Here is a 25,872-nt window from a genome sequence, read left to right as displayed (position 1 = left end):
GCACAAACAGAACGGGCGCCGTAGCGCCCGTTCCGAATGCCCGCGCTCGTTATTAGTCGAGCGCCAGCTTCTGTGAATTGCTGTCGCGGCTTTCGGCGAGGGCCGGATACAGCACGCCCGCGATCACTGCGCCGAGAATCGGTGCAAGCCAGAACAGCCACAACTGATCCACCGCCGCGCCGCCGACGAATAGTGCCGGGCCCGTGGAACGTGCCGGGTTGACCGACGTGTTGGTCACCGGGATCGAGATCAGGTGAATCAGCGTGAGGCACAGGCCGATGGCGATCGGTGCAAAGCCGGCCGGCGCGCGCTTGTCGGTCGCGCCGAGAATGACGAAGAGGAAGAAGCCGGTCATCACCACTTCGCAAATGAATGCCGCGGCGAGCGAGTAATGACCCGGCGAGCGTTCGCCGTAGCCATTGCTCGCGAAACCGCTGGCAACGAGGTCGAAGCCCGGCTTGCCCGTTGCGATGAGCGACAGCACGAATGCACCGAGCACCGCGCCGATCACCTGCGCGACGATGTACGGCAGCAGATCGCGCGCCGGGAAGCGGCCGGCGACGGTCAGGCCGACGCTCACCGCGGGATTCAGATGGCAGCCGGAAATATGGCCGATCGCATAAGCCATTGTCAGGACAGTCAGGCCGAAGGCGAGCGCTACGCCCACGAACCCGATGCCCAGACCGTGGACCGGCCCGTCGAAACTGGCGGCGAGGACGGCGCTGCCGCAGCCCCCGAGGACGAGCCAGAAGGTGCCGAACAACTCGGCGGCAAGGCGTTTTGACAACTGCATGATTGGTAATCCTAAAAAGATGATGCTTCCGCTAGCACGCACGGCTAAGTCAGGACGCCATGCCTTCAGCGCGCAATTCTAGGGAAAGGTCGCCAAATCCGCTGTCAAGAATTGTCAATGCCGTGTCGGGTTTACCTATTATTGCGAGATAAAGAGGTTGTTTAACAATTCATCCGTGTTAATAATTATCTGAGGATATCTTGCTAAATCGGTATTGTTGTCCATTGCGAATTTTTATAATTACAGTTAGTCTGCGAGCGAATGAGTTCTAGAAAAGGGGAGAACCGGAATGTCTCAATATGCAGACCTCAAGGCACAGATCGCCAAATTGCAGGCACAAGCAGAAGAAGCGCGGCGTACGGAAATCGACAACGTGATCGCTGACATCCGCCAGAAGATCGCTGAATACGGTCTGACGGCTCAGGACCTCGGCTTTGCCGTCGCCGCCAAGCGCGGGCGCCCGCCCAAGAAGGCGCCGCTGCCGGCGAAATACCAGGACCCCAAATCGGGAAATACATGGAGCGGGCGCGGCAAACCGCCCAAGTGGATCGTCGGCAAGAATCGCGAGCGCTTTCTGATTGGCGCGGCTTGAGGCGCTTGAGGCGATTGCCGGTCGTCACGAAAGCCAACTGAAGGTTTATTGGCACTCGGTCTTTATTTGCCGAGTGCCAATCTTCTATGGAAGCGCATCCATACCTGTATTAAAAAAGCCGCCTTTGAGGGGCGGCCTTTTTCGACAAGAAGCGGGATAACCTGAATTTACCGTTCGCGCAAACGATTCACACGAAGCAACGACTGGCTGGCGACCTGCGAATCGGAAATACTGCGCGCTGTGGCTTCCGGTGTTCAAGCGACTGGCCGAAAATTTGCCACCGTCGCTCGAATGCAACATCCGGATGCAACGTTTTTTAGCCCACCGCCACCTGGCGCAGTACCGGCCGGCGCGTAGCTTCGATCAGCGTCGAGTAGCCGTCCACATAATTCTGCGCCATAGTCTTCGAGCTGAAGCGGCGTTCGAACTGGGCACGGATTTCGGTGCGCGACAGTTCGTCCAGGCGCTGTAGCGCGGCGACTGCGCCTTGCACGTCCTCGACGATGTAACCCGTCACGCCGTGGTCGATCACTTCCGGTACCGAACCGCGGTTGAATGCGATCACCGGCGTGCCGCAAGCCATCGACTCGATCATCACGAGGCCAAACGGCTCCGACCAGTCGATCGGGAACAGCAGCGCCTTGGCGCCCGAAAGAAATTCGGGCTTCTGCGCCTCATTGATCTCGCCGACGAATTCCACATGCGCCTGCGACAGCAGCGGCTCGATCTCGCGCTTGAAGTATTCCTGGTCGACCTTGTCCACCTTGGCGGCGATCTTCAGCGGCAGACCGCTTTGTGCAGCGATCTTGATGGCTGTATCGACGCGCTTCTCCGGACAGATACGGCCGAGGAACGCCAGGTATTCCGGCTTCCTGTGCGTTTGCGGCGTCAATAGCTGCTCCGGCAGGCCGTGGTAAATCGTGTTGAGCCAGTTCGCCTGCGGCAGCGGCGCACGCTGCGAATCGGAAATCGAGACGACGGGAACATCGGAGAACGCGTCGAACACCGGTTGCAGTTCCGGCAGGTCGAGCCGACCGTGCAGCGTCGTCACGAACGGCGTGTCCATCGTGCTGAAAAGCGGGAACGGCATGTAGTCGAGGTGAAAGTGCAGCACGTCGAACTCATGCGCGACCTTGCGCACCTTCTCCATCATCAGGACGTGCGGCGCCAGCGCGTCGCGGATCGTTGGGTCGAGGCGCAGCGCACGTGGCCAGCAGGCGTCGAGGTTCGCGGAGGTGGCCGAATCGCCGCTCGCGAACAGCGTGACGTCGTGGCCGAGATCGACCAACGCTTCGGTCAGATACGATACGACACGTTCGGTGCCACCGTAGAGTTTCGGCGGGACAGCTTCATACAACGGCGCAATTTGTGCGATTCGCATGCGTTTTCTCCTGAACTGAACGGCATCGCACAGCGGCGCTCGAGTCGAGCGAGGAGCGAATGCCTGACGGACGGTTGGGCGCGGTAAGCCGCCGCCCGGGGGTGCTCCGAACCTGCATCGGGTAATCCCTTAGCTTCATTATCGGGATCGGCCGGGCGAATTCGAGTTATTTTTCAAACGCTTAATGTTGTTACAGCGCGAAACATGCAGCGTTACAGGTCATCTGGAAGGCGATCCCGATACCCAGGGCGCGAAAACTGTCCATTTTATTCGAACGCAGCACAATCCATTAGCAAGCCGCAGACCCGGACGTCAGAGCGTGTTCCCTACAGGGCGCGCGTTACGCAGAAGTGAAAACGTCTTATAATTCTTTCTCACCGCTATAACGGTGCGAAGTTCGAGTTCTTCAGACTCACTCTTCGGCCGACCTCCCGCCTCATTATCGGTAATATTCAGGGCGCATAGACTTCCAGATTGCGCTTCAGCCGTTTCCGTTTGGCCCCCGCTCCAGCCCATGCTTGTAGGAAAAATTCCTACACGAATGACGGATTAATCCGTCAACGAGGCTGGGTGTCTGTCCGATTTTCGTCCGTGCCCCCTTTCGACACAATGCTCGCAAGACCAGAAACGAGCCGATTCGTGCGGTTTAAGCGCGCGCGTCCGAGCAAACGTTTCCGCAACGGCCTGACCAGCCAGATACACCCCGGGGGAATCATGAGCGCGACAAGCGATATGCTCAATGAGATCAGAGAAGTTAACCTGTCTTATCTCCTGCTCGCACAGCGACTGCTGCGCGAAGACAAGCCGATGGGCATGTTTCGCATGGGGATTTCGGACCAGTTAGCCGATGTGCTCGCCAATCTGTCGTTGGCGCAGACCGTCAAGCTGGCAGCGTCCAATCAGGTGTTGTGCCGTTTCCGTTTCGACGACCATGCCGTGCTGTCCGCTCTGGCGGACAAGGGCAAATCCGGCGCCGTGGCACAGGCGCATTCCGCGATCCTGATGGCAAGCCAGCCAGTCGAGCAACTCGGCTGATGGCACGTTGTAACCAAAGCCAGGCAATCAGGACAGGGGAAACGCTAACGGATGGCCTATAAAAGTGTTGTGCTCGAAGTCAGGGAGATCACCCTGGCCATCGAACTGATCGAACTTGGCGCGCGTTTGCAGTTGCTGGAGGCTGAAACCAGCCTGTCGCGCGACCGGCTCATCAAGCTGTACAAGGAACTGAAAGGGGTGTCGCCACCCAAGGGCATGCTGCCGTTTTCGACTGACTGGTTCATGACCTGGCAGCCGAACTTTCACTCGTCGCTGTTCTACAACATCTACCGTTTCATGGCCGGCCACGGCGGTTGCCTGACGATCCAGTCGATCGTGAAGAGCTATCGCCTCTATCTGGAACATGTCCAGTTGCACGACGACGAGCCCGTGCTCAGTCTCACGCGCGCCTGGACGCTGGTGCGCTTTTTCGACTCCGGGATGCTGCAAATGACCGCCTGCTGCCGTTGCGGAGGACATTTTGTCGCGCATGCGCACGATCCCCAGCACGCGTTCGTCTGCGGACTGTGCCAGCCGCCCTCGCGCGCCGGTAAGACAAAGAAATTCGCCGACGCCCGCGCCCGCGAGAGCCTCGCCGCCCTGGAAGCTTGACCCACAAGGCGGCCCGCCTGCGCGGTCCGCCATCCGCCCCCCATGCGGCGGGCCTTCCAGCCCGCCCGCACGACGCCCGGTCCCGCCGGGGCCGGCTGTTTCGGCCTCTGGTTTACACCGGCGCGACGCGCCACATTTCCGCCAAAGTTTTCCGCTTTGTTGCCGTAAACCTGATTAACGACGGTCACCGTCGCTTCTTTGTGAGGGCTCGGCAGTGCTGATTTTCGTGGGAACACTCGTGACGCTTTTGTCCGTTTTCGGCGGTTATGCGCTGGAAGGCGGCCATCTCGGCGCGCTCCTGCAGCCCGTTGAAGTGCTGATGATCGTGGGCGCGGGCATCGGCGCGTTCATTCTCGGTAACGGAATGAAGACGATCAAGGCGACGCTGCGCGTCATTCCGACCCTGTTCAAGGGCGCAAAGTACAACAAGGACGTGTACATGGAGTTGATGGCGCTCCTCTACGTCCTGCTGGCCAAGGCGCGCAAGGAAGGCACGCTGACGCTGGAAGCGGATATCGACGATCCGTCGAAGAGTCCGATCTTCACCCAGTACCCGAAGATTCTCGCCGACAAGCACATCATCGAATTCCTGACCGACTACCTGCGTCTGATGGTGGGCGGCAACATGAACGCGTTCGAGATCGAAAGCCTGATGGACGAGGAGATCGAGACGCATCACCAGGAAGGCGAGGCGCCCGCGCACGCGCTGAACAAGGTCGGCGACGCGATGCCGGCATTCGGTATCGTGGCCGCGGTGATGGGCGTGGTGCATACGATGGCCTCCGCCGACAAGCCGCCCGCGGTGCTCGGCGAGATGATCGCCCAGGCGCTGGTCGGCACCTTCCTCGGGATTCTGCTTTCGTACGGGCTGATCGGGCCGCTCGCGAGCGTCGCGGAACAGCGCGTGACCGAGTCGACCAAGATGTTCCAGTGCATCAAGGTGACGATTCTGGCCAGCCTGAACGGTTACGCGCCGGCGATTGCCGTCGAGTTCGGCCGCAAGGTGCTCTTCTCGACCGAACGCCCGTCGTTCGCCGAGCTGGAAGAGCACGTGCGCCGCGTCAAGGCCAAGTAAAGGGCGCCGGGAACCGATCCGATGAACAAGGATAAAGACCGCGCCATTGTCGTCAAGCGCGCCGCGCCGAAGAAAGCCAGCCACCACGGCGGCGCGTGGAAGCTCGCCTATGCGGACTTCATGACCGCGATGATGGCGTTCTTCCTGCTGATGTGGCTGCTGAGTTCGGCGTCCACGGTGCAGTTGAAGGGCATTGCCGATTACTTCAACCAGCCGCTGAAGATCACGCTGTGGGGCGGTGACCGCAGCGCCGAGGACTCGAGCATTCTGAAGGGCGGCGGCCGCGATATCTCGACCGACGCGCAGGGCGTGACGCGCTCCACCGACGGTTCGAACAACCGCTCGGAGCGCAGCGTCTCGCACAACAACGAAGACTCGGTGAAGCAGTTGCAGGGCGAACTTGAGCGCCGCGAGCAGGTCCGCCTGCACGATCTGCAGGTCAAGCTGATGGCCGCGATCGAAGCGAATCCGGTGCTGCGCCAGTTCAAGCAGCAGATCCGCATCGATTCGACGCTGACCGGCCTGCGCATCGAAATCGTCGACTCGCAGAAGCGGCCCATGTTCGCGACCGCGAAAGACCAGGTGGAACCGTACATGCGCGACATCCTGCGCGAAATCGGCCACACGCTGAACGACGTGCCGAACCGCATCATCGTGCAGGGCCACACCGACGCCGCGCAGTACGCGGGCGGCGAGAAAGGCTACAGCAACTGGGAACTGTCCGCGGACCGCGCCAATGCGTCGCGCCGCGAACTGATCGCCGGCGGCATGGATGAAGCGAAGGTCATGCGCGTGCTCGGCCTCGCGTCGACGCAGAACCTGAACAAGGCGGACCCGATGGACCCGGAGAACCGCCGCATCAGCATCATCGTGTTGAACAAGAAGTCGGAGGAGGCGCTCGACCACGACGACTCCACCACGACTACCTTGTCGGACGACGCAGCCGGCTCCAGGCCGTTGCTGCAAAAGCTTGCGCAGCCGGCAACGGCTGCACCGAAGGTGCCGGCGGCAGCGTCGGCGGCCCAGTAACAGAGACAACGATCGCCCGCCCGTTCACGCGCCCTGCCGGCGCGCGCGGCAGGGCGATCCACAGCGCACGTGCAGCGAGGTTTTGATGATCAGGCACATCCTGGCAATCGACGATTCGGCATCGATGCGGCAGATTCTCGCCGCCACGCTGACGACGGCCGGCTATGAGGTGACGCTCGCGGCGGACGGCAACGAAGGGCTCGAAAACGCGCTCGCCATGTCGTTCGACCTCGTGCTGACCGACCAGTACATGCCGGGCAAGACCGGCCTCGATCTGATCGCCGCGCTGCGCAACAACCCGGCTTACCAGGCCACGCCCATCCTCGTCCTCACGACGGAATCGGGCGAGCCGTTCAAGGAAGCGGCGCGGGCTGCGGGCGCGACCGGCTGGATCGAAAAGCCGCTCGACCCCGACATGCTGACCGAACTGGTGGCGGCGCTAGCCGAGCCGGACCACGCGTAAGCACCACCCTTAGATCAAGTTGTAGAAGCTCTCGACGCGGCGGCTCGGTAGCCCACGCCAAGACAGGAACTCTCGCGGTGACCCAGGCATGACACTCGACATCACTCAGTTCTATCAGACGTTTTTCGACGAAGCGGACGAACTGCTCGCGCAGATGGAGCAGTTGCTGCTCAATCTGGATATTGCGCACCCGGACCCCGAAGACCTCGCAGCCATTTTCCGCGCGGCGCATTCGATCAAGGGCGGCGCGGCCACGTTCGGCTTTACCGCGCTGACGGAAACCACCCACATTCTCGAATCGCTGCTCGATCGCGCGCGCAATAACGAACTCGTGCTGCGCAAGGACATGATCGACACGTTCCTCGAAACCAAGGACGTGTTGTCCGGCCAGCTGGCCGACTACCGCGCGAGCGCCGAGCCGGACGCGGCCACCGCGAAGGCGATCTGCGCGAAGCTCGAACGGCTGCACGCGGAAAACGGCGACGGTGCCGCGCCGGCTGCGGCGCCCGTTGCCGCGAGCGCGGCGCCGGCGGCAACCCAGCCGGGTCAGGGCGGTACGCCGCCGGAGCACGTCGTCGAACAGGCGGTGCAGGCGGCGGGTGAATGGACTGACGGGGAACCGGCACAGACCGGGAAAGCCACGGGAGCCGGCGGTGTCGGCGGCAACGACGACAACGCCGGTCCCCATCTGAAAATTACGCTACGGGGCGTTGGTGAGAAGGACCAGGAACTGCTGGCCGAAGAGCTCGGCAACCTGGGCAACATTGTCGGGCAGGTCAAGAGCGGTGGCGATCTGACGCTGTGGCTCGCGACCGATGTGACCTCCGACGACATCATCGCCGTGTGCTGTTTCGTGATCGACGAAAGTCAGATCGTGATCGGCCGCGGCACCGCACCGGCGGACGAGACGCAGCAAGGCGAACCTGGAACGCCCGAGGCTGCCGATTCGTCCCCGGCGCACGCAGTACCGGCCAGTCAGGCGGGACCCGCAGCATCGCCGGCACAGGCGGCCGGCACCGCTGCGCCCGCTTCAACGGCCGCGCACGGTTTGTTGGACGCGCCGGCCGCGTCTGCGCCCGCCGCGGCTCAACCCGCGGCGCAGGCCGCGGCGGCAAGCGCACCGGCGCCGGCTCAGGCCGGCGCGGCCGCACCCGCCGAGCATGACCGTAAGGCACGTCCGGCCGCGGCGGCTGGCGGTGCGGAAGGCAGCTCGATTCGCGTCGGCGTCGAAAAGGTCGATCAGCTGATCAACCTGGTCGGCGAACTGGTGATTACGCAAGCCATGCTCGCGGAAACCACCAGCACGTTCGACCCGGCGCTGCACGACCGGCTCTTCAACGGCATGGCGCAGCTCGAGCGCAACGCGCGCGATCTGCAGGAAGCGGTGATGTCGATCCGCATGATGCCGATGGATTACGTGTTCAGCCGCTTCCCGCGCCTCGTGCGCGATCTGGCGGCGAAACTCGGCAAGGAAGTGGAGCTCGTCACCTTCGGTCAGGCGACCGAACTCGACAAGAGCCTCATTGAACGGATCATCGACCCGTTGACTCACCTCGTGCGCAACAGTCTCGACCACGGCATCGAAACCGTGGAAGCGCGGCGCGCGGCGGGCAAGGATTCGACCGGGCAGCTGGTGCTGTCGGCGGCGCATCACGGCGGCAACATCGTCATTGAAGTGAGCGACGACGGCGCGGGCCTGCGCCGCGACAAGATTCTCGCGAAGGCGGCCAAGCAGGGCATGCAGGTCAGCGAGACCATGACCGACGAAGAAGTCTGGAACCTGATCTTCCTGCCGGGCTTCTCGACGGCGGAACAGGTCACGGACGTGTCGGGCCGCGGCGTCGGCATGGACGTGGTGAAGCGGAACATCCAGTCGATGGGTGGTCACGTGGAAATCACCTCGCACGCCGGCAAGGGCAGCACCACGCGCATCGTGCTGCCGCTCACGCTGGCGATTCTCGACGGCATGTCGGTCAAGGTTGGCAACGAGATCTTCATTCTGCCGCTGAACTTCGTGATGGAGTCGCTGCAGCCGCAAGCCGAGGACATCTATACGGTGGCCAACGGTGAGCGCGTGGTGCGGGTGCGCGGTGAATATCTGCCGCTCGTGGCGCTGCACGAAGTGTTCAACGTCGAAGACGCGAAGCAGGAACCCACCCAGGGCATCGTCACCATCATGCAAACCGAGGGGCGCCGCTTTGCGATGCTGATCGACGAACTGGTGGGCCAGCAGCAGGTGGTCGTGAAGAATCTGGAAACGAATTACCGCAAGGTGCACGGCATTTCCGCCGCGACCATTCTCGGCGACGGCAGCGTGGCGCTGATCGTCGACGTGGCGGCGCTGAACCGCGAAACGCGCAACGCGCATGGCGCGATGAGCCTCGCATGATGTCCGCCGAACTCGCCGTAACACTTACTCAACTTATTTCATCCCAACCGTTTGGGGGCTAACGTGGCAGAAGTCCAATCCATCAATTCGAGCGTCGCGAACGCGAGCGGTACGAATGGCCGCCGCGACGTGCAGCAGGCCGACGCCGGCGGTCAGGAATTCCTGGTCTTTACGCTCGGCGCCGAAGAGTACGGCATCGACATCCTCAAGGTGCAGGAAATCCGCGGCTACGACAACGTGACGCGGATCGCCAATGCGCCCGAGTTCATCAAGGGCGTGATCAATCTGCGCGGCATCATCGTGCCGATCGTCGACATGCGCATCAAGTTCCATCTGGGCCGTGTCGAGTACGACCACCAGACGGTGGTGATCATCCTGAACGTCGCGCATCGCGTGGTCGGGATGGTGGTGGACGGCGTGTCCGACGTGCTGACGCTCGCCACCGACCAGATCATGCCGGCGCCCGAATTCGGCGCCACGCTGACGACCGAGTACCTCACGGGGCTGGGCACGGTGGACGGCCGCATGCTGATCCTGATGGACATCGAGAAGCTCATGACCAGCCGCGAAATGGCGCTGATCGAAACGCTCGGCGTCTAACGGCGGCAGCCTTTACGAACGATTGGGATAGGGAGCATCGAAATGCTGAGCAGGTGGTCGATTCGCACGTCGTTGACGATGGTGGGGATCATTCTGGTCGCGCTGACCGTGGTGGTCGGCGTGCTCGGACTGACCGCGCTGAATGGCGCGAGCCAGTCGCTCGACCGCATCGCAAGGGGCGACCTGGTCGCCATTCATGCACTCGACGATGCCTCGTCGTACCTGCTGCGTTCGCGTCTCGCGGTGGACCGTTTCAACACGCTCTCCGCCACGGGCAACGCGGACGAAGCGAAGAAAGCGATCGACCGCGCGCAGGAACTGCTGACAAAGGGCAACCAGAGCTGGCAGCTCTATCTCGACGCACCGAAGCCCGGTGTCGACAAGGCGGCCCTCGACGACGTGCTTGCCAGGCGTACGACCATGATGCGTGAAGGCGTCGACCCGGAGTTCGCCGCGCTCAACGCGAACGACATGGCCGCCTATCACGCGGTCGCCGATACGAAGATCAGCCCGATGTTCATTGCCTATGACGGCGCGGCGTCGACGGTCATCAAGGAATTGCAGCAGGGCGCCGTTGAGCAGCAGGCGAGCGCGCAATCGAACATCTCGCTGATGACGATGCTGATCATCGCCGTCACGGCGCTCGCGCTGCTGCTGGTGGTGGGCATCCGCTTCGCGCTGCGCGGCCTGATCGTGCAGCCGCTCGCCGACGCGACGGCTTGCTTCGAGCGCATTGCCGCGGGCGATCTGTCCGAGACGATCCAGGTATTCAGCCGCAATGAAATCGGGCGCCTTTTCACCGGTATCAAGCGCATGCAGGAAAGCATGTCGACGATGGTGAAGGCGGTTCTCAGCAGCACCGAATCGATCGACACCGGCGCGCGCGAAATCGCGATGGGCAACACGGATCTCTCGCAGCGCACCGAGCAGCAGGCCGCCTCGCTGCAGGAAACCGCGTCGAGCATGGAGCAGTTGACCGGCACCGTGCGGCAGAACGCCGAGAACGCGCGCCAGGCGAGCCAGCTGGCCGTCAACGCATCCGACATCGCCACGCGCGGCGGCGACGTGGTGAGCCAGGTCGTCACGACCATGCAGGACATCGCGACCAGTTCGAACAAGGTCGTCGACATCATCGGCGTGATAGAGGGCATTGCCTTCCAGACCAATATTCTCGCGCTGAACGCGGCGGTGGAAGCCGCACGGGCCGGCGAACAGGGCCGCGGCTTCGCCGTGGTGGCCGGCGAAGTGCGCAGCCTCGCGCAGCGCAGCGCCAGTGCCGCGAAGGAAATCAAGGAACTGATCGGCGACTCGGTCGACAAGGTGCAAAGCGGCTCGGCGCTGGTCGGCCGCGCGGGCACCACGATGGACGAGATCGTGCAGGCCGTGCGCCGGGTGACCGACATCATGGGCGAAATCAGCGCGGCGTCCGAGGAACAGTCAGGCGGCATCGAGCAGGTGAATCGCGCGGTGGTGCAGATGGACGAAGTCACGCAGCAGAACGCGGCGCTCGTCGAACAGGCGGCGGCTGCGGCGGCATCGCTCGAAGATCAGACGCGCCAACTGCAGGCGGTGGTGAACGGCTGGAAAGTGGCCGGCGGCCCGGTGCGCAGCAGCGCTGCGGTACGCCCTCAAGCGGCGCAGCCTCGCGCGAGCGGCGGCAAGAGCAAGCCCGCTGGCAAAGCCGTGCCGCCTGCGTCCGCGAATGGCGCGGTGCATCCGGCCGCAGGCACGGCGGCAACCAGCACAGCGCAGGCGTCGGGCAATCACGATGCAGGCGCTGCGCGCGTCGAACCGGCGCTCAAGCCGAAGACGGCCCGCGCGGCATCCGAATCCGCAGCACGTCCGGCCGCGGCAAGCGCGGCCACGGCGGGCCCGGATACGGACTGGGAAACATTCTAGGAAGTGGCACAAAAGACATGCAGTCATTCGGCATCTCGCTCCATGACGGGCGAATCATCGAAGCACGCTTTATTGGCGTGTCGCGGGCCGACTGCATGCCGGCAGAACTCGCGGGCAGGCGCGACCCCGCGAACACAATCCCTTCTTCCCGGCGAGATTGCCTGGGCGGAAAGCGGGATGGCTCGTATCGCAGGCGGGAATTTTCATGATGGCAACGCGCGCACAGCAACGTCCAGATCGGGCGGACCCGGTTAGAACCGGCGAACAGGGAAGGGACTTCGAATTCACGTCGGCGGATTTTGCCCGCATTCGCGAACTGATTCACCGCAGCGCGGGCATTTCGCTGTCGGATCACAAGCGCGACATGGCGTACAGCCGTCTGGCGCGCCGTCTGCGTGCGCGCGGCCTCGACACGTTCAAGCAGTATCTCGACCTGCTGGAAGCGGAAAACGATCCGGCCGAGTGGGAAGCGTTCACCAATGCGCTGACCACCAATCTGACGGCGTTTTTCCGCGAGGCGCATCACTTTCCGATTCTTGCCGAATTCGTGCCGCGCCGCGCGCAGCCGGTTTCGGTATGGTGCTCGGCGGCTTCGACCGGTGAAGAGCCGTACTCGATCGCAATGACACTGATCGAAGCGCTCGGCGAGAGCGGCGCGCGCCAGGCCACCGTGCTCGCCACCGACATCGACACCCAGGTGCTGGCCAAGGCCGAAGCCGGCATGTACCAGTTCGATCAGGTGAAGCACCTTTCGCCCGAGCGGCTCAGGCGCTTCTTCCTGAAGGGCACGGGCGCGCATGCCGGCATGGTCAAGGTGCGCCCGGAAGTGCGCGCGCTGGTGCGCTTCCAGCAGCTGAACCTGACCGACCGCGATTACCAGTTGCGCGCGCAATTCGACGCGATCTTCTGCCGCAACGTGATGATCTATTTCGACAAGCCGACGCAAGCGCAAGTGCTCGCGCGCTTCGAGCCGTTGATGAAGTCGGGCGGCCTGCTGTTCGCCGGTCACTCGGAAAACTTCACCTACGTCACGCAGGCGTTCAGGCTGCGCGGCCAGACCGTCTACGAATTGTCGCGTGACGCGGCCGGCGTGCGTGCGCCGGCGCGCGCGACGGCAACCGCGGCGCGCAACACGACGAATGGGGTGACGGTATGAGCAGCGCCCTGCCGATCGCCACCAATCTGTATTACGACAACCACTTCCAGCGCCCCGGCGTGAAACTGCTGCCCAACGAGTTCTACACCACCAGCGAGGACATGGTGCTGGTCACCGTGCTCGGTTCCTGCGTGGCGGCCTGCATTCAGGATCGCACGGCCGGTATCGGCGGCATGAATCACTTCATGTTGCCCGACGACGGCGCGGATGTCGGCCAGGCCGCGTCGGATTCGATGCGCTACGGCGCGTACGCGATGGAAGTGCTGATCAACGAGCTCATCAAGGCCGGCGGCCGGCGCGAGCGCTTCGAAGCCAAGGTGTTCGGCGGCGGCGCGGTACTCGCCGGCATGACGACGATGAACATCGGCGACCGCAATTCGGAGTTCGTGCGCCGCTATCTGGCGCTCGAGAAGATCCGCATCGTCGCAGAGGATTTGCAGGGTTCGCACCCGCGCAAGGTGGCTTTCATGCCGCGCACCGGCCAGGTAATGGTGAAGAAGTTGCGCCTGCAGCAGGAAGCGGGCGTGGCCGAGCGCGAGCAGGCGCTGATGCGGCAAAACGCGCAGGCGCGTGCCGAGCGGCTCGCCGCGGCGCGCAAACGGGTGGAATTGTTTTCGTCGCCGGCCGCGTCGAAAGCCAGGGTCGAGCTGTTCTCGACGCCCGCCGCCGCCCGCCCGAAGGTCGAGCTGTTCGGCGCCGGCTCGCGCCCGATTAATTCAAACAACGCCAGAACTACAGAGGAGGCGTGAGCGCTGTGCAAAAGATCAAGGTACTGTGCGTCGACGATTCGGCGCTGATCCGCAGCCTGATGACGGAAATCATCAACGGCCAGCCGGACATGACGGTGGTGGCGACCGCACCCGACCCGCTGGTCGCGCGCGAACTCATCAAGCAGCACAATCCGGACGTGCTGACGCTCGACGTCGAAATGCCGCGCATGGACGGCCTCGACTTCCTCGAGAAGCTGATGCGCCTGCGGCCGATGCCCGTGGTGATGGTGTCGTCGCTGACCGAGCGCGGCAACGAAATCACGCTGCGCGCGCTGGAACTCGGCGCGGTCGACTTCGTCACCAAGCCGAAGGTCGGCATTCGCGACGGCATGCTCGACTATTCGGAAAAGCTCGCCGACAAGATTCGCGCGGCGGCCCGCGCGCGCGTGCGCCAGAGCGCGCCGGTGCAGCACGCGGCCGCTCATGCCGCGCATGCGCCGGTCGGCGCGGCGCCGCTGTTCAATAATCCGCTGCTCAGTACCGAGAAGCTGATTATCGTCGGCGCGTCGACGGGCGGCACGGAAGCGATCCGCGAAGTGCTGGTGCCGCTGCCGCCGGATGCGCCCGCGGTGCTGATCGCGCAGCATATGCCGCCGGGCTTCACAAAATCTTTTGCGCAACGCCTCAATGGTTTGTGCCGGATTACCGTTAAAGAGGCAGAGCACGGCGAACGCGTGCTGCCCGGGCATGCCTATATCGCGCCTGGCCACGCTCACCTGTTGCTTGCCCGCAGTGGCGCGAACTATATTGCTCACCTTTCGGACGAACCGCCGGTGAACCGGCATCGTCCGTCCGTGGATGTGCTGTTCCGTTCGGCCGCGCAGCATGCGGGCAAGAACGCGGTTGGGGTGATCCTGACCGGGATGGGGCGCGACGGCGCCGCCGGATTGCTGGACATGAAGAAAGCAGGGGCATACACCCTTGCGCAGGACGAAGCGAGCTGTATCGTGTTCGGCATGCCGCGTGAAGCGATTGCGCTCGGCGCGGCCGACGAGATCGCATCGTTGCCGGAAATGAGCCGGCGCGTGATGGCGCGTCTGTCGTCGATGGGCGATCGCGTTCAGCGGGTATGATGCGCGCCAGCAGGATTTGAGGCGCCGGTTTCAGACGGTCGGGCGCCGCACCGTGGATAAAGCAAAGGGAATGAAATGGATAAGGGAATGAAGATTCTGGTTGTTGACGACTTTCCGACGATGCGCCGGATCGTTCGCAACCTGCTCAAAGAACTCGGCTACTCGAATGTCGACGAAGCCGAAGACGGTCAGGCCGGTCTCGCGCGTCTGCGCGGGGGCACGTACGATTTCGTGATTTCCGACTGGAACATGCCGAACCTGGACGGTCTGGCCATGCTCAAGGAAATTCGCGCCGACGCCAATCTGACGCACCTGCCGGTGTTGATGGTGACCGCCGAGTCGAAGAAGGAAAACATCATCGCGGCGGCCCAGGCCGGTGCGAGCGGTTATGTCGTCAAGCCGTTCACGGCTGCGACGCTCGACGAGAAGCTCAACAAGATTCTCGAGAAGATGGCCAAAGCCGGGAGCTGATGTGAATCTGCCGACCAACGCGCAAGGCGCCGAAGCGGTGCACGAGAGCGGGGACTTCGCGTCCGACCGCATCCTCGCCCGCATTGGACAACTGACGCGCACGCTGCGCGACTCGATGCGCGAGCTCGGGCTCGACAAGCATGTCGAGCGTGCGGCGGAAGCCGTGCCCGATGCTCGCGACCGTCTGAAATATATCGCGGATATGACCGAACAGGCCGCCGAGCGCGTGCTGTCCGCGATCGACGTCGCCAAGCCGCTCCAGGAGCAGTTGAAGGACGACGCGGGCAAACTCGATGCGCGTTGGGAGCAGTGGTATGCGGCGCCGATCGAGCGCGAGGAAGTGCGTGCGTTGATGAACGACACGCGAACCTTTCTGCGCGGCGTGCCGGAGGCGGCAGGCGCGACCAATGCGCAGCTCATGGAGATCATGCTCGCGCAGGACTTCCAGGATCTGACGGGCCAGGTCATCAAGAAGATCACGGACGTCGTGTACCTGATCGAGCAGCAGCTGCTCGGCGTGCTGGTCGAGAACATCGCGCTCGAACGGCGCGAACAGTTCGCGGCGAACGCGGCGGCGCTGGCGGCCGAAGTCTCGCCGACCGGCAGCCCCGAACATCTGCTGAACGGTCCGCAGATCAATCCGGAAGGCAAGACGGATGTGGTGCAGGACCAGTCGCAAGTCGACGATCTGCTGGCAAGCCTCGGTTTCTGATCTGCCGGCCGCGCAGCGGCGTAACGGCACGTCGCGGGCCGCCGGCCCGCGCGCGCGACGTAAGCCGTACGCCTGGCAAGCACGCGCCCCCCGCGCGTGCTTGCTGCCTACCGACACAAACCACAGGCATACTACGAGCTCAAGCAGCGGCACGGCGCTCCGGAGGAAGCAGCCTCCGGCCGGTGGCACGATGGGGAACGTTTCCAGAGTGTGACCGCCGCAGTGCCGTATGATCTGCATAAATGCAGCCGGTTCGCGCGCTTGCGAGCCGAGCGGCAGCTCGGGAGGAGCTTCGTCATGTGGAGTCTTGTACGCCGCGCCGGGATCGTTACGGCGCTTGCTTTGCCCTGCTCGTTAATTGTCGTGCAGTCCGCTCGTGCGGGACTGGGCGGCGCCCCCATGACGCCGCCTTCGGACGCGGCCGTTTCTTCCCGTACCATCCAGCCCGGTAGCACCGCCGCCAACCCGGCGCAGGCCGTAATGCGCTCCGCGTCCGGCGCGGCTTCCTCCGTTTCTGCTTCCTCGTCCTATACCGTGCGCGAGACGGCGCTCGGCAACGGCACCGTGGTCCGCGAATATCTCGCCGCGGACGGTTCCGTGTTCGGCATTGCGTGGCGCGGCCCGCAAATGCCGGACCTGAACGATCTGCTCGGCAGCTATTTCCCGCAGTACGTGGCCGGCGTGAAGGCCGCCCGCGCGGCGCGCGGCGGCGGCCGTGGCCCCGTTGCGGTCGATCAGAGCGGCCTCGTGGTGCGCTCCGGCGGCCATATGGGCGCGTTCAGCGGCCAGGCGTGGTTGCCCCCGGCGCTGCCCGCCGGCGTCAGCGGTTCCGACATCCAGTAATCGCGAGGGCGAAACATGCGAACCAGGCATATTGCTGTGAAGCTCAAGGGTTGGATGCAGGCCGTCGCGGCTGTGGCGCTGCTCTCGGCACTCGTTGCGTGCGGCGGTGGTGGCGGCAGTTCCAACGATTCGTCGGCCACGCTGAACGGCGGCTCGCTGCCGGCCAGCCCGACCCAGCAGCCGATCGCCGCGACCGCGGCCAATACTGTGCCGATCACGGTCGGCCAGGGCGTGGGCGGGGTCGTCAACATTCCGACGGTCAGCGTGACCGTCTGCGCGCCCGGCTCGAACTCGAATTGCCAGACGATCGACAACATCCAGGTCGATACCGGCTCGTTCGGGTTGCGCGTGGTCGGGTCGGTTTTGAACGCCTCGGTGCTCGGTGCGTTGCCTGTCAGCACTGTCAGCGGCAGCGGCGCGCAACTCGCCGAATGCGCGACTTTCGCGGACGGCTTCACGTGGGGCACGGTGCGCACCGCGACCATCGCGATAGGCAGTGAAAGAACGACGGCGGCGATTCCGCTGCAGATCATCGGCGACAAGGACGCCAGCACGGTGCCCACACGCGGTTGCGGCAGCGGCTCGGCGCAGAACACGGTCAGCGATCTCGGCGCCAACGGCATTCTCGGCATCGGCACGTCGCCCACGGATTGCGGTGGCACCTGCGCGAACGCGGCAACCGCCATGAATTACAGCAACTACTTCGCGTGTCCGGGCGGCGTCTCCTGTACCCGCACGCCGGTGCCGCTCGCCCAGCAGGTGGCCAATCCGGTCGTCAATTTCCCGGCCGACAACAACGGCGTGATCGTGCAGATGCCGCCGGTGCCGAATACCGGCGCGCCGTCCGCCACCGGCACATTGGTGTTCGGCATCGGCACGCAGTCGAACAATGCGCTCACCGGGGTCCAGATCTTTACCACCGACACCTTCGGCGATCTGAACAGCAGCGTGTTCAACGGCACGACGGTGCAGGCGTTCCTCGATTCGGGCTCGAACGGCTACTTCTTTACCGATAACTCCATCACGCTGTGCGGCAGCAACTTCGCGGGCTTTTACTGCCCGTCGTCCGCGCAAACCCGGTCGGTGACGCTGGTCGGATCGAACAATAACCAGACAACCGCCAGCATCGGCATCCTGAGTGCGGCGACGCTGTTCGGCAACGGCGGCAACTATGCGTTCAATGATCTCGCCGGACAGATCGGCGGCAGCGGCAGCTTTGACCTCGGCCTGCCGTTCTTCTACGGCCGGCACGTGTACTACGGCTTCGATCAGACCGCAAACGGCGGACAGGCGCCTTACGTGGCCTTCTGATCGAGGCGCGGCACTGAAGGGGGAGGCCGCTCCGGCGTCCGCGCGTGACTGCGTGGAGCCGGGGCCGACCTCGCATCGCCGCATCGGCCGAGACCGAGATCGAGACCGAGATCGAGACCGAGACCGAGACCGAGACCGAGACCGAGACCGAGACCGAGACCGAGCGTGAGCGGTCGCCGAGGCTCGGCCGAAGCGGCCTTCCTGCGCCGCCCCGCGCCACCAGCAAGGCTGACCCGCCGGTTTTCCCGCGCTTTCATCCCTCGAAATACCCCCCTTTCTCCGCCCTTATCCGCCGATCGGTGCTTGCGTCGAGCGGGAATAATCGCTCTCACTGGAAAGAGGCGCCGTGCCTCAGCCGACTGGAGAGCGTTTGTGGCAGAGGAAAGCGACCTCGAAAAAACCGAATCAGCCACGCCCCGGCGCCTGCAGAAGGCGCGCGAGGAAGGGCAGATCGTGCGTTCGCGGGAGCTGTCCACGTTTGCGCTGCTGGCGGCGGGGTTCTTTGGCGTGTGGGGGATGTCGGGCAGCATCGGCGAACACTTGCAGGGCATGCTGCGCGCGGCCTTCACGTTCGATCATGCCGGTGCTTTCGAAACCCGCCGCATGCTGATCGGCGCGGGCGTGGCGAGCCGCGAAGGGCTTTACGCGCTGCTGCCGATTCTCGCCTTCACCGGCGCGGCCGCGCTGTTCGCGCCGATGGCGCTGGGCGGCTGGCAGTTGTCGTCAAAAGGCCTCGAACCGAAGTTCGACCGCCTCAATCCGATCGCCGGCCTCGGCAAGATGTTTTCGATCAACGGACCGATCCAGCTCGGCTTGTCGCTCGTCAAGACGCTGGTGGTGGGCGTGATCGGCGGTACGGCGATCTGGAATCGCCGTGAAGAAATCCTCGCGCTGGCGACCCAGCCGCTGCAACTCGCGCTCGCCAACACCGTGCATCTGATCGCCGTGTGCTGCGGCATGACGGTGGCGGGCATGTTCGTCGTCGCCGCGCTGGATGTGCCGTATCAACTGTGGCAGTTCCACAAGAAACTGCGCATGTCGAAGGAAGAAGTGAAGCGCGAACACCGCGAAAGCGAAGGCGATCCGCATGTCAAAGGCCGGATTCGTCAGCAGCAGCGTGCGATTGCCCGCCGCCGCATGATGACCAACGTGCCCAAGGCCGACGTGGTGGTGACCAACCCGACGCACTTTGCGGTGGCGCTGCAATACACCGACGGCGAGATGCGCGCGCCGAAGGTCGTCGCCAAGGGCGTAAACCTGGTGGCCGCGCGGATTCGCGAGATCGCCGCCGAAAACAACGTGCCGTTGCTGGAAGCGCCGCCGCTCGCGCGGGCGCTGTATCACAACGTCGAACTGAACCGCGAGATTCCGGGCCCGCTCTATGGCGCGGTCGCCGAAGTGCTCGCCTGGGTGTACCAGTTGCGGCGCTTCAAGACCGAAGGCGGCGCCGTGCCGATGGCGCCGACCGAGCTCGACGTGCCCGCCGAACTCGACAAGGGCGGCATATCGGACGACGAAGCCGATCAGGAAGCCGCCGACACGCTCAATCCCGCCATGAACCCCGATAACGACGCTTCAGGAGCCTCCGCATGAACGCTCGCGCCGGTTTCCTCGCTCGACGGCCGGATGCCTTGAGCGGCACCAATTTGCGCGCCCTCGCCGGGCCGGTGCTGATCTGCATGATCCTCGGCATGATGATTCTGCCGTTGCCGCCGTTCCTGCTGGATCTGCTGTTCACCTTCAACATCGCGCTGTCCGTGATGGTGCTGCTCGTCAGCATGTACACGATGAAGCCGCTCGACTTCGCCGCGTTCCCGAGCGTGCTGCTGTTCTCGACCTTGCTGCGTCTCTCGCTGAACGTGGCGTCCACGCGGGTCGTGCTGCTCGAAGGGCACACCGGCCCGGATGCGGCGGGGCAGGTGATCGAGTCGTTCGGCCACTTTCTCGTGGGCGGCAACTTCGCGGTCGGTATCGTCGTCTTCATCATCCTGATGGTGATCAACTTCATGGTGATCACCAAGGGCGCGGGGCGGATCGCGGAAGTGTCCGCGCGCTTCACGCTCGACGCGATGCCCGGCAAGCAGATGGCGATCGACGCCGATCTGAACGCCGGCCTCATCAACGAGGAACAGGCCCGCAAGCGCCGCTCCGAGGTCTCGCAGGAGGCCGAGTTCTACGGCTCGATGGACGGCGCGAGCAAGTTCGTGCGCGGCGATGCGATCGCCGGTCTGCTGATCATGGTGATCAACATCGTGGGCGGCCTGATCGTCGGGATGGTCCAGCACGGCATGGACTTCGCGTCCGCGGGCAAGAACTACACGCTGCTGACCATCGGTGACGGGCTCGTTGCGCAGATTCCTTCGCTGGTGATTTCGACGGCGGCCGGCGTGATCGTCTCGCGGGTCGCGACCAACGAAGACATCGGCACGCAGCTTACCGGCCAGTTGTTCACGAATCCGCGCGTGCTGGTAATCACCGGCTGCATTCTCGTGCTGATGGGCCTGATTCCGGGCATGCCGCATTTCGCGTTTCTGGTTCTCGGCGGCGGGCTGATCCAGCTTGGCCGCACCATGAAAAAGCGCGCCGAGGATCGCAAGAACACCACGGCGCTGGTCGATGTCGCGCCGGCCGCGATGGCGCCGGTCGAAAACACCGAAGCGAGCTGGGACGACGTGACGATGATCGACACGCTCGGCCTCGAAGTCGGCTACCGGCTGATTCCGCTCGTCGACAAGAACTCGGACGGCGAACTGCTCAAGCGGATCAAGAGCATTCGCAAGAAGTTCGCGCAGGAAATCGGCTTTCTGCCGCCGGTCATTCATATCCGCGACAACCTCGAACTGCGGCCGAACGGCTACCGTATCGCGCTCAAAGGCGTGGAAGTGGGCGTCGGCGAAGCGTATCCGGGCCAGTGGCTGGCGATCAATCCGGGCCAGGTTTCCGCCGCGCTGCCCGGTACGCCGACACAGGATCCCGCGTTCGGCTTGCCGGCCATCTGGATCGATACGAACCTGCGTGAACAGGCGCAGGTGTACGGCTACACGGTGGTCGATTCGAGCACCGTGGTAGCCACGCACCTGAATCACCTCGTGGTCACGCATGCGTCGGAACTGCTCGGCCGCCGCGAGGTGCAGGCACTGCTCGAGCGGATGCAGAAGGACACGCCTTCGCTCGTCGACGATCTGGTGCCGAAGTCGTTGCCGCTCACCACGCTGCAAAAGGTACTGCAAAACCTGCTGGAAGAAGGCGTGCCGATCCGCGACATGCGCACGATTCTCGAAGCGCTCTCCGAACACGCACCCAAGATCACCGACGCGCACGACCTCACCGCCGCCGTGCGCCTCGCGCTGGGTCGCGCGATCACGCAGCAGTGGTTCCCGGGCACCGGCGACATGCAGGTGATGGGCCTCGACTCTAATCTCGAACGGGTGCTCTCGCAGGCGCTTTCGACCGGTTCCAATCCGGGTCTCGAACCGGGTCTCGCGCATACGTTGCTGAACGAAACCCAGAAGGCGATGACGCGTCAGCAGAATCTCGGGCTCGCGCCCGTGCTGCTGGTGCAGCACGCATTGCGGCCGATGCTCGCGCGTTTCCTGCGCCGCAGCCTGCCGCAGCTGAAGGTGCTGTCGTACGCGGAAGTGCCCGACACGCGCAATATCAAGGTGGTGAATCTGATCGGTGCGCACGGCTAGCGCGCCGGGTTCCTGGCGGCCGGTTTCACTTCCGGCCCCTGTCTGTCGCCGGCGCTCATCGGGCGCCGGTTTTCATTTCGGCGCCTGACTTTTCATGCCGCAAGCGCACGGCGCAGTACAGGCTGCGTCCGCGAAAGCGCCATTGGACGCCGCCGCGGAGCGTGTTTCAAACCTGCGCGCGTGCGAATCCGCACACGTTTCCATCGCCCGAATTGCCCACCTTTAACGGTCTTTATCCATCGATCGTGACTCGACGGGTTTCGCAATAATGATCTCAATGGGAAGCGGTATGTTGCCGGTCCGTTAGTCCGTTTACCTCATCGGGGGTCCAGCTTGAACATTCGTAAATTTGTCGGCGCTACCAGTCGTGATGCGCTGCGTCTCGTGCGCGAAGCGTTGGGCGCGGATGCCGTCGTGCTCTCCAATCGCACGATGGACGACGGCAGCGTCGAGATCGTCGCGCTGGCCGACAGCGACCTCGCCGCCATCACGCCGAAAGTCCCGCGCGCAAGCGCCGGCGCACCGCAGGCTGGGTCGATGAATGTCACGGGTGGACAGCCGGCGCTTGCCGCACCGCGCGCCTTGCCGGCCGCAACGCCGATGCAGACGAACCCGTATGCGAGCGGCATGCCCGATGTGTTCTCGTCGGTGTTCGGCGCAAGCCCGGAAGCCGGTGTGGAGAATCAGGGCAACGGCGCGTTCAATACCAGCAGCAATTCCAACGCCAATTCCAGCCACGCCGACGACGACGTGAGCGACACACCGGCCGCCGTCATGAAGCCGGGCGCGAGCGCGCCGAAGGCCGCGCTGCCCGGCACGTCCAAAGCGTCTCCCGCCGCGCCGGTCAAGGCAGCCGCGGCGGCGCCGTCGCAACCGGCCGGCCTCGATCGGCCGAGTGCCCGTGCCGCGGCGTCGCGTCTCACCGAAGACATCCGTGCCGATCTGCTCAAAGCCGCGGGCGTGCCGGCCGCATCTCTCGCGCCGACCTCCGACGCGCAGACGCCGCGCACGATGGCCGAATCGAACCCCTGGCTGATCGACCACGCGCGCCGCATTGCCGCCGAGCAACAGCAACAGGGCGCATACAGTGCGCGCCCCGCCGCGATGACGCCGGCCGCCGCGATGGCCAAGGGCCTCGGCGCGGCCGTCGAGCCCGGCAAGGCCGCCGCGCCGCAAGCCGTCGACACACCCGACTGGGCGCGCGAAGGCGCGCAAGCCGCCGCACGCCGCGCCGCGCAGAAAAACGCACTGCCGCTGTCCTCGAACGACGACGCCCGCACGCCCGCCTCGGTCGCCGAAGCGATCAAGGCGCGCATGGAGCAGGTCGTCAACGACACCGTGATGAGCGAACTGTCGTCGATGCGCGGGATGATGGAAGAACACTTCGCCGGCCTGCTGTGGGGCGAGCGCCAGCGTCGCAACCCGGCGCGCGCCGCGCTCACCAAGCATCTGTTCGCCGCCGGTTTCTCCGCACAGCTCGTGCAGATGGTGGTCGACAACCTGCCCGACGACGTCGAGAGCATGGAAGGCGGCATGGATTGGGTCCGCTCGGTACTCGAATCGAATCTGCCGGTGATGGAAGACGAAGACGCGCTGATGGAGCGCGGCGGCGTATTCGCGCTGATGGGCCCGACAGGCGTCGGCAAGACGACGACTACCGCCAAGCTGGCCGCGCGCTGCGTGATGCGCTTCGGCGCCAGCAAGGTCGCGCTGCTCACCACCGACAGCTACCGGATCGGCGGCCACGAACAACTGCGCATCTTCGGCAAGATTCTCGGCGTGTCGGTGCATGCGGTGAAAGACGGCGCCGATCTGCAACTCGCGCTCTCCGAACTGCGCAACAAGCACATCGTGCTGATCGACACGATCGGCATGAGCCAGCGCGACCGCCTCGTCTCCGACCAGATCGCAATGCTGTGCCACGCCGGTCAACCGGTGCAGCGCCTGTTGCTGCTCAACGCAACGAGCCACGGCGACACGCTCAACGAAGTCGTGCAGGCCTATCAGCGCGCGCCGGACCAGCAGCCGCTCGCCGGCTGCATTCTGACCAAGCTCGACGAAGCCACCAATCTGGGCGGCGTGCTCGATACGGTAATCCGCTACAAGCTGCCGGTGCATTACGTGTCGACCGGTCAGAAGGTGCCGGAGAACCTGTACGTCGCGACCCGCAAATTCCTGATCAAGAGCACCTTCTGCATACCGCGCGACAACTCGCCGTTCGTGCCGCACGACGACGACATTCCGGGATTGCTGTCCGCATTGTCCGCGCGTTCCACGGCCGAACTGCACGAGGTCCGCTTTGGATAAGCTCATTTCCGATCAGGCAGAAGGACTGCGGCGGATGCTGGCTCGCAGCGGCTCACGCGTGATTGCGGTGACGGGCGGCTCGCTCGGCGCCGGCTGTACGACGACGGTGGTGAATCTTGCCGCCGCGCTGGCGCAGCAGGGCAAGGACGTGCTGGTGATCGACGAGTGCCTGGGCGAGAAGTCGGTGAGCGCGATGCTCGGCGGCGTGCGCGGCGCGGGCAATTTCGCCGCCGTGATGCGCGGCGAGATGACGCTCGACGACGCCGCCGCGCGGCACGCGCTCGGCATTTCGGTGCTGGCCGCCTCGCGCCTGAGCCGCGAAGGTCACACGGCCGCGGAATTCGGCGTGGTGTTGCGCGGTTCCGCCGACGTCGTGCTGATCGACGCGCAACTGGATCCGCAAGGCCACCTGTCCGCGCTCGCGCAGCAGGCGCACGACGTGATGATCGTCACGCGCATGGCCGCGCAGGCGATCACGGACGCGTACGCGTGCATGAAGCGCCTGCACTACGGACATGCGATCGCGCAGTTCCGCGTGCTGGTGAACTACGTGCAGAGCGTGAACGACGCGCATATCGCGTTTGCCAACCTGGCCGGCGTGGCCGGGCGCTACCTGACGGTGGCGCTGGAAGACGCCGGTTGCATTGCCGCCGATGCGCGGATGGCGCGAGCCCTGGAGTTGTCGCGTTGTGTCGTCGATGCGTTTCCGTCGACACCGGCTGCGCGCGACTTCCGGCATCTCGCCGCCGAATTGCAGTACTGGCCGATGCGGTCAGCGATGTCGTCGCAAACGCCGTGGATGGCGCCCGCGACAGTTACAGCGGCGCAACACGCCGACCAACCGTCTGCGCAGCACGCCTGAAGGGCGGCACAAGGACAAGGGGAGCACGATGTATAACGCTCAGGGAAAGATCTCCCAAGCCGACGTTCTGACGAAGTACGCACCGCTCGTGCGTCGCCTCGGCTTGCAGCTCGTTGCCAAGATGCCGGCGAGCGTCGATCTCGACGATCTGATCCAGGCCGGCATGATCGGACTGCTGGACGCGGCAAGCCGCTACAAGGAAGACCAGGGCGCGCAGTTCGAGACCTACGCGAGCCAGCGGATTCGCGGCGCGATGCTCGACGAATTGCGCAGCAACGACTGGTTGCCGCGCAGCTTGCGGCGCACCTCGCGCGAAGTGGAAACGGCGGTGCACAAGGTGGAGCAGAATCTGGGCCGTTCGGCGAGCGAAACGGAGATTGCCGAGCATCTGCAAATGCCGCTCGACGAGTATCAGTCGATGTTGCAGGATCTGCACGGCAGTCAACTGATCTATTACGAAGACTTCGACCGTTCGGCGGACGACGAGCCGTTCCTCGACCGCTACTGCGTCGATCATTCGGACCCGCTGTCGGCGCTCCTCGACGACAGCCTGCGCTCGGCGCTGGTGGAGGCGATTGATCGCCTGCCGGAGCGCGAGAAGCTGCTGATGTCGCTGTACTACGAACGCGGCATGAACCTGCGCGAAATCGGCGCGGTGATGGAAGTCAGCGAGTCGCGGGTGTGCCAGTTGCACAGCCAGGCCGTGGCCCGTTTGCGCACGCGCTTGCGCGAGATGGCCTGGGCGAACGCCGAGGCGACCTGAAGCGCGGATCCGGTGTTTCAACGCGAAAGCAAATCGACGTTCTA

24 protein-coding genes are annotated in these 25,872 nt (G+C 64.3%); 21 read left to right on the top strand and 3 right to left on the bottom strand.

The window, feature by feature from the left end; translation table 11 throughout:
• Positions 1-52 precede the first annotated feature (52 nt).
• Positions 53-793, bottom strand: a complete 741-nt coding sequence (gene aqpZ / locus BXE_RS21315) for an aquaporin Z (protein WP_011490231.1) — start codon at positions 791-793, stop codon at positions 53-55.
• A gap of 289 nt (positions 794-1,082) precedes the next feature.
• On the opposite strand from aqpZ, the gene BXE_RS21310 reads away from it, so the two are divergent.
• The gene (locus tag BXE_RS21310; protein ID WP_011490230.1) at positions 1,083-1,385 is read left to right on the top strand and encodes an H-NS family nucleoid-associated regulatory protein; all 303 of its coding nucleotides are present in this window, start codon (positions 1,083-1,085) and stop codon (positions 1,383-1,385) included.
• Positions 1,386-1,701: 316 nt separating this feature from the next.
• Here the strand turns inward: BXE_RS21310 and BXE_RS21305 are convergent, their stop codons facing one another.
• Positions 1,702-2,766: a glycosyltransferase family 4 protein gene (locus tag BXE_RS21305; protein WP_011490229.1), complete on the bottom strand. Its 1,065-nt coding sequence runs from the start codon at positions 2,764-2,766 to the stop codon at positions 1,702-1,704.
• A gap of 714 nt (positions 2,767-3,480) precedes the next feature.
• On the opposite strand from BXE_RS21305, the gene flhD reads away from it, so the two are divergent.
• From flhD to BXE_RS21230, 15 genes are all read left to right on the top strand, one after another.
• Positions 3,481-3,801 carry a flagellar transcriptional regulator FlhD gene (flhD, locus tag BXE_RS21300; protein WP_007179979.1) on the top strand — a complete coding sequence of 107 codons (321 nt, stop codon included), beginning with the start codon at positions 3,481-3,483 and terminating at the stop codon, positions 3,799-3,801.
• A gap of 51 nt (positions 3,802-3,852) precedes the next feature.
• Entirely contained in the window at positions 3,853-4,413 is a 561-nt protein-coding gene (gene flhC, locus BXE_RS21295; RefSeq protein WP_011490228.1) for a flagellar transcriptional regulator FlhC, read from the top strand.
• Positions 4,414-4,627: 214 nt separating this feature from the next.
• The gene (motA, locus tag BXE_RS21290; RefSeq protein WP_007179977.1) at positions 4,628-5,488 is read left to right on the top strand and encodes a flagellar motor stator protein MotA; all 861 of its coding nucleotides are present in this window, start codon (positions 4,628-4,630) and stop codon (positions 5,486-5,488) included.
• A 21-nt stretch (positions 5,489-5,509) separates the two neighbouring features.
• On the top strand, positions 5,510-6,517 hold the full coding sequence (gene motB, locus BXE_RS21285) for a flagellar motor protein MotB (RefSeq protein ID WP_011490227.1): 1,008 nt from the start codon (positions 5,510-5,512) through the stop codon (positions 6,515-6,517).
• A gap of 85 nt (positions 6,518-6,602) precedes the next feature.
• Positions 6,603-6,980: a response regulator gene (locus BXE_RS21280; RefSeq protein ID WP_007179975.1), complete on the top strand. Its 378-nt coding sequence runs from the start codon at positions 6,603-6,605 to the stop codon at positions 6,978-6,980.
• Positions 6,981-7,068: 88 nt separating this feature from the next.
• Positions 7,069-9,369 (top strand): chemotaxis protein CheA, encoded by a 2,301-nt coding sequence (gene cheA, locus BXE_RS21275; protein WP_011490226.1) that lies wholly within the window; start codon positions 7,069-7,071, stop codon positions 9,367-9,369.
• 63 nt (positions 9,370-9,432) lie between these two features.
• A complete protein-coding gene (locus BXE_RS21270; protein ID WP_007179973.1) occupies positions 9,433-9,969 on the top strand; it encodes a chemotaxis protein CheW in 537 nt (178 codons plus the stop codon).
• Positions 9,970-10,011: 42 nt separating this feature from the next.
• The gene (locus BXE_RS21265) at positions 10,012-11,868 is read left to right on the top strand and encodes a methyl-accepting chemotaxis protein (RefSeq protein WP_011490225.1); all 1,857 of its coding nucleotides are present in this window, start codon (positions 10,012-10,014) and stop codon (positions 11,866-11,868) included.
• 205 nt (positions 11,869-12,073) lie between these two features.
• Positions 12,074-13,024 carry a CheR family methyltransferase gene (locus BXE_RS21260; RefSeq protein WP_011490224.1) on the top strand — a complete coding sequence of 317 codons (951 nt, stop codon included), beginning with the start codon at positions 12,074-12,076 and terminating at the stop codon, positions 13,022-13,024.
• Entirely contained in the window at positions 13,021-13,773 is a 753-nt protein-coding gene (cheD, locus tag BXE_RS21255) for a chemoreceptor glutamine deamidase CheD (protein WP_011490223.1), read from the top strand. The genes BXE_RS21260 and cheD overlap by 4 nt, the downstream gene beginning before the upstream one ends.
• Positions 13,774-13,778: 5 nt before the next feature.
• Positions 13,779-14,867, top strand: a complete 1,089-nt coding sequence (locus BXE_RS21250; protein ID WP_011490222.1) for a protein-glutamate methylesterase/protein-glutamine glutaminase — start codon at positions 13,779-13,781, stop codon at positions 14,865-14,867.
• 75 nt (positions 14,868-14,942) lie between these two features.
• Complete coding sequence (gene cheY / locus BXE_RS21245) at positions 14,943-15,338, top strand: chemotaxis response regulator CheY (RefSeq protein WP_007179968.1); 396 nt, start codon at positions 14,943-14,945, stop codon at positions 15,336-15,338.
• A gap of 1 nt (position 15,339) precedes the next feature.
• Positions 15,340-16,050, top strand: a complete 711-nt coding sequence (gene cheZ, locus BXE_RS21240; protein WP_011490221.1) for a protein phosphatase CheZ — start codon at positions 15,340-15,342, stop codon at positions 16,048-16,050.
• A gap of 297 nt (positions 16,051-16,347) precedes the next feature.
• Positions 16,348-16,893 (top strand): DUF2844 domain-containing protein, encoded by a 546-nt coding sequence (locus BXE_RS21235; RefSeq protein WP_011490220.1) that lies wholly within the window; start codon positions 16,348-16,350, stop codon positions 16,891-16,893.
• 15 nt (positions 16,894-16,908) lie between these two features.
• Complete coding sequence (locus BXE_RS21230; RefSeq protein ID WP_011490219.1) at positions 16,909-18,204, top strand: DUF3443 domain-containing protein; 1,296 nt, start codon at positions 16,909-16,911, stop codon at positions 18,202-18,204.
• Here the strand turns inward: BXE_RS21230 and BXE_RS46915 are convergent.
• Complete coding sequence (locus tag BXE_RS46915; RefSeq protein WP_011490218.1) at positions 18,189-18,461, bottom strand: hypothetical protein; 273 nt, start codon at positions 18,459-18,461, stop codon at positions 18,189-18,191. The two genes, BXE_RS21230 and BXE_RS46915, sit on opposite strands and share 16 nt — an antisense overlap.
• A gap of 115 nt (positions 18,462-18,576) precedes the next feature.
• On the opposite strand from BXE_RS46915, the gene flhB reads away from it, so the two are divergent.
• The 5 genes from flhB (at position 18,577) to BXE_RS21205 (ending at position 25,828) form a co-directional block, all read left to right on the top strand.
• Positions 18,577-19,797 carry a flagellar biosynthesis protein FlhB gene (flhB, locus tag BXE_RS21225; protein WP_011490217.1) on the top strand — a complete coding sequence of 407 codons (1,221 nt, stop codon included), beginning with the start codon at positions 18,577-18,579 and terminating at the stop codon, positions 19,795-19,797.
• The gene (gene flhA / locus BXE_RS21220; RefSeq protein ID WP_011490216.1) at positions 19,794-21,896 is read left to right on the top strand and encodes a flagellar biosynthesis protein FlhA; all 2,103 of its coding nucleotides are present in this window, start codon (positions 19,794-19,796) and stop codon (positions 21,894-21,896) included. Before flhB ends, flhA begins: the two co-directional genes overlap by 4 nt.
• A 333-nt stretch (positions 21,897-22,229) precedes the next feature.
• Entirely contained in the window at positions 22,230-24,203 is a 1,974-nt protein-coding gene (gene flhF / locus BXE_RS21215) for a flagellar biosynthesis protein FlhF (protein WP_011490215.1), read from the top strand.
• Positions 24,196-25,065: an AAA family ATPase gene (locus BXE_RS21210; protein WP_038457172.1), complete on the top strand. Its 870-nt coding sequence runs from the start codon at positions 24,196-24,198 to the stop codon at positions 25,063-25,065. The genes flhF and BXE_RS21210 overlap by 8 nt, the downstream gene beginning before the upstream one ends.
• Before the next feature lie 28 nt (positions 25,066-25,093).
• Positions 25,094-25,828, top strand: a complete 735-nt coding sequence (locus BXE_RS21205; protein ID WP_007179960.1) for an RNA polymerase sigma factor FliA — start codon at positions 25,094-25,096, stop codon at positions 25,826-25,828.
• Positions 25,829-25,872: the final 44 nt, after the last annotated feature.

Source organism: Paraburkholderia xenovorans LB400 (assembly GCF_000013645.1).
GTDB classification, from domain to species: domain Bacteria; phylum Pseudomonadota; class Gammaproteobacteria; order Burkholderiales; family Burkholderiaceae; genus Paraburkholderia; species Paraburkholderia xenovorans.
This window is presented reverse-complemented; position numbering and strand designations above follow the sequence as displayed.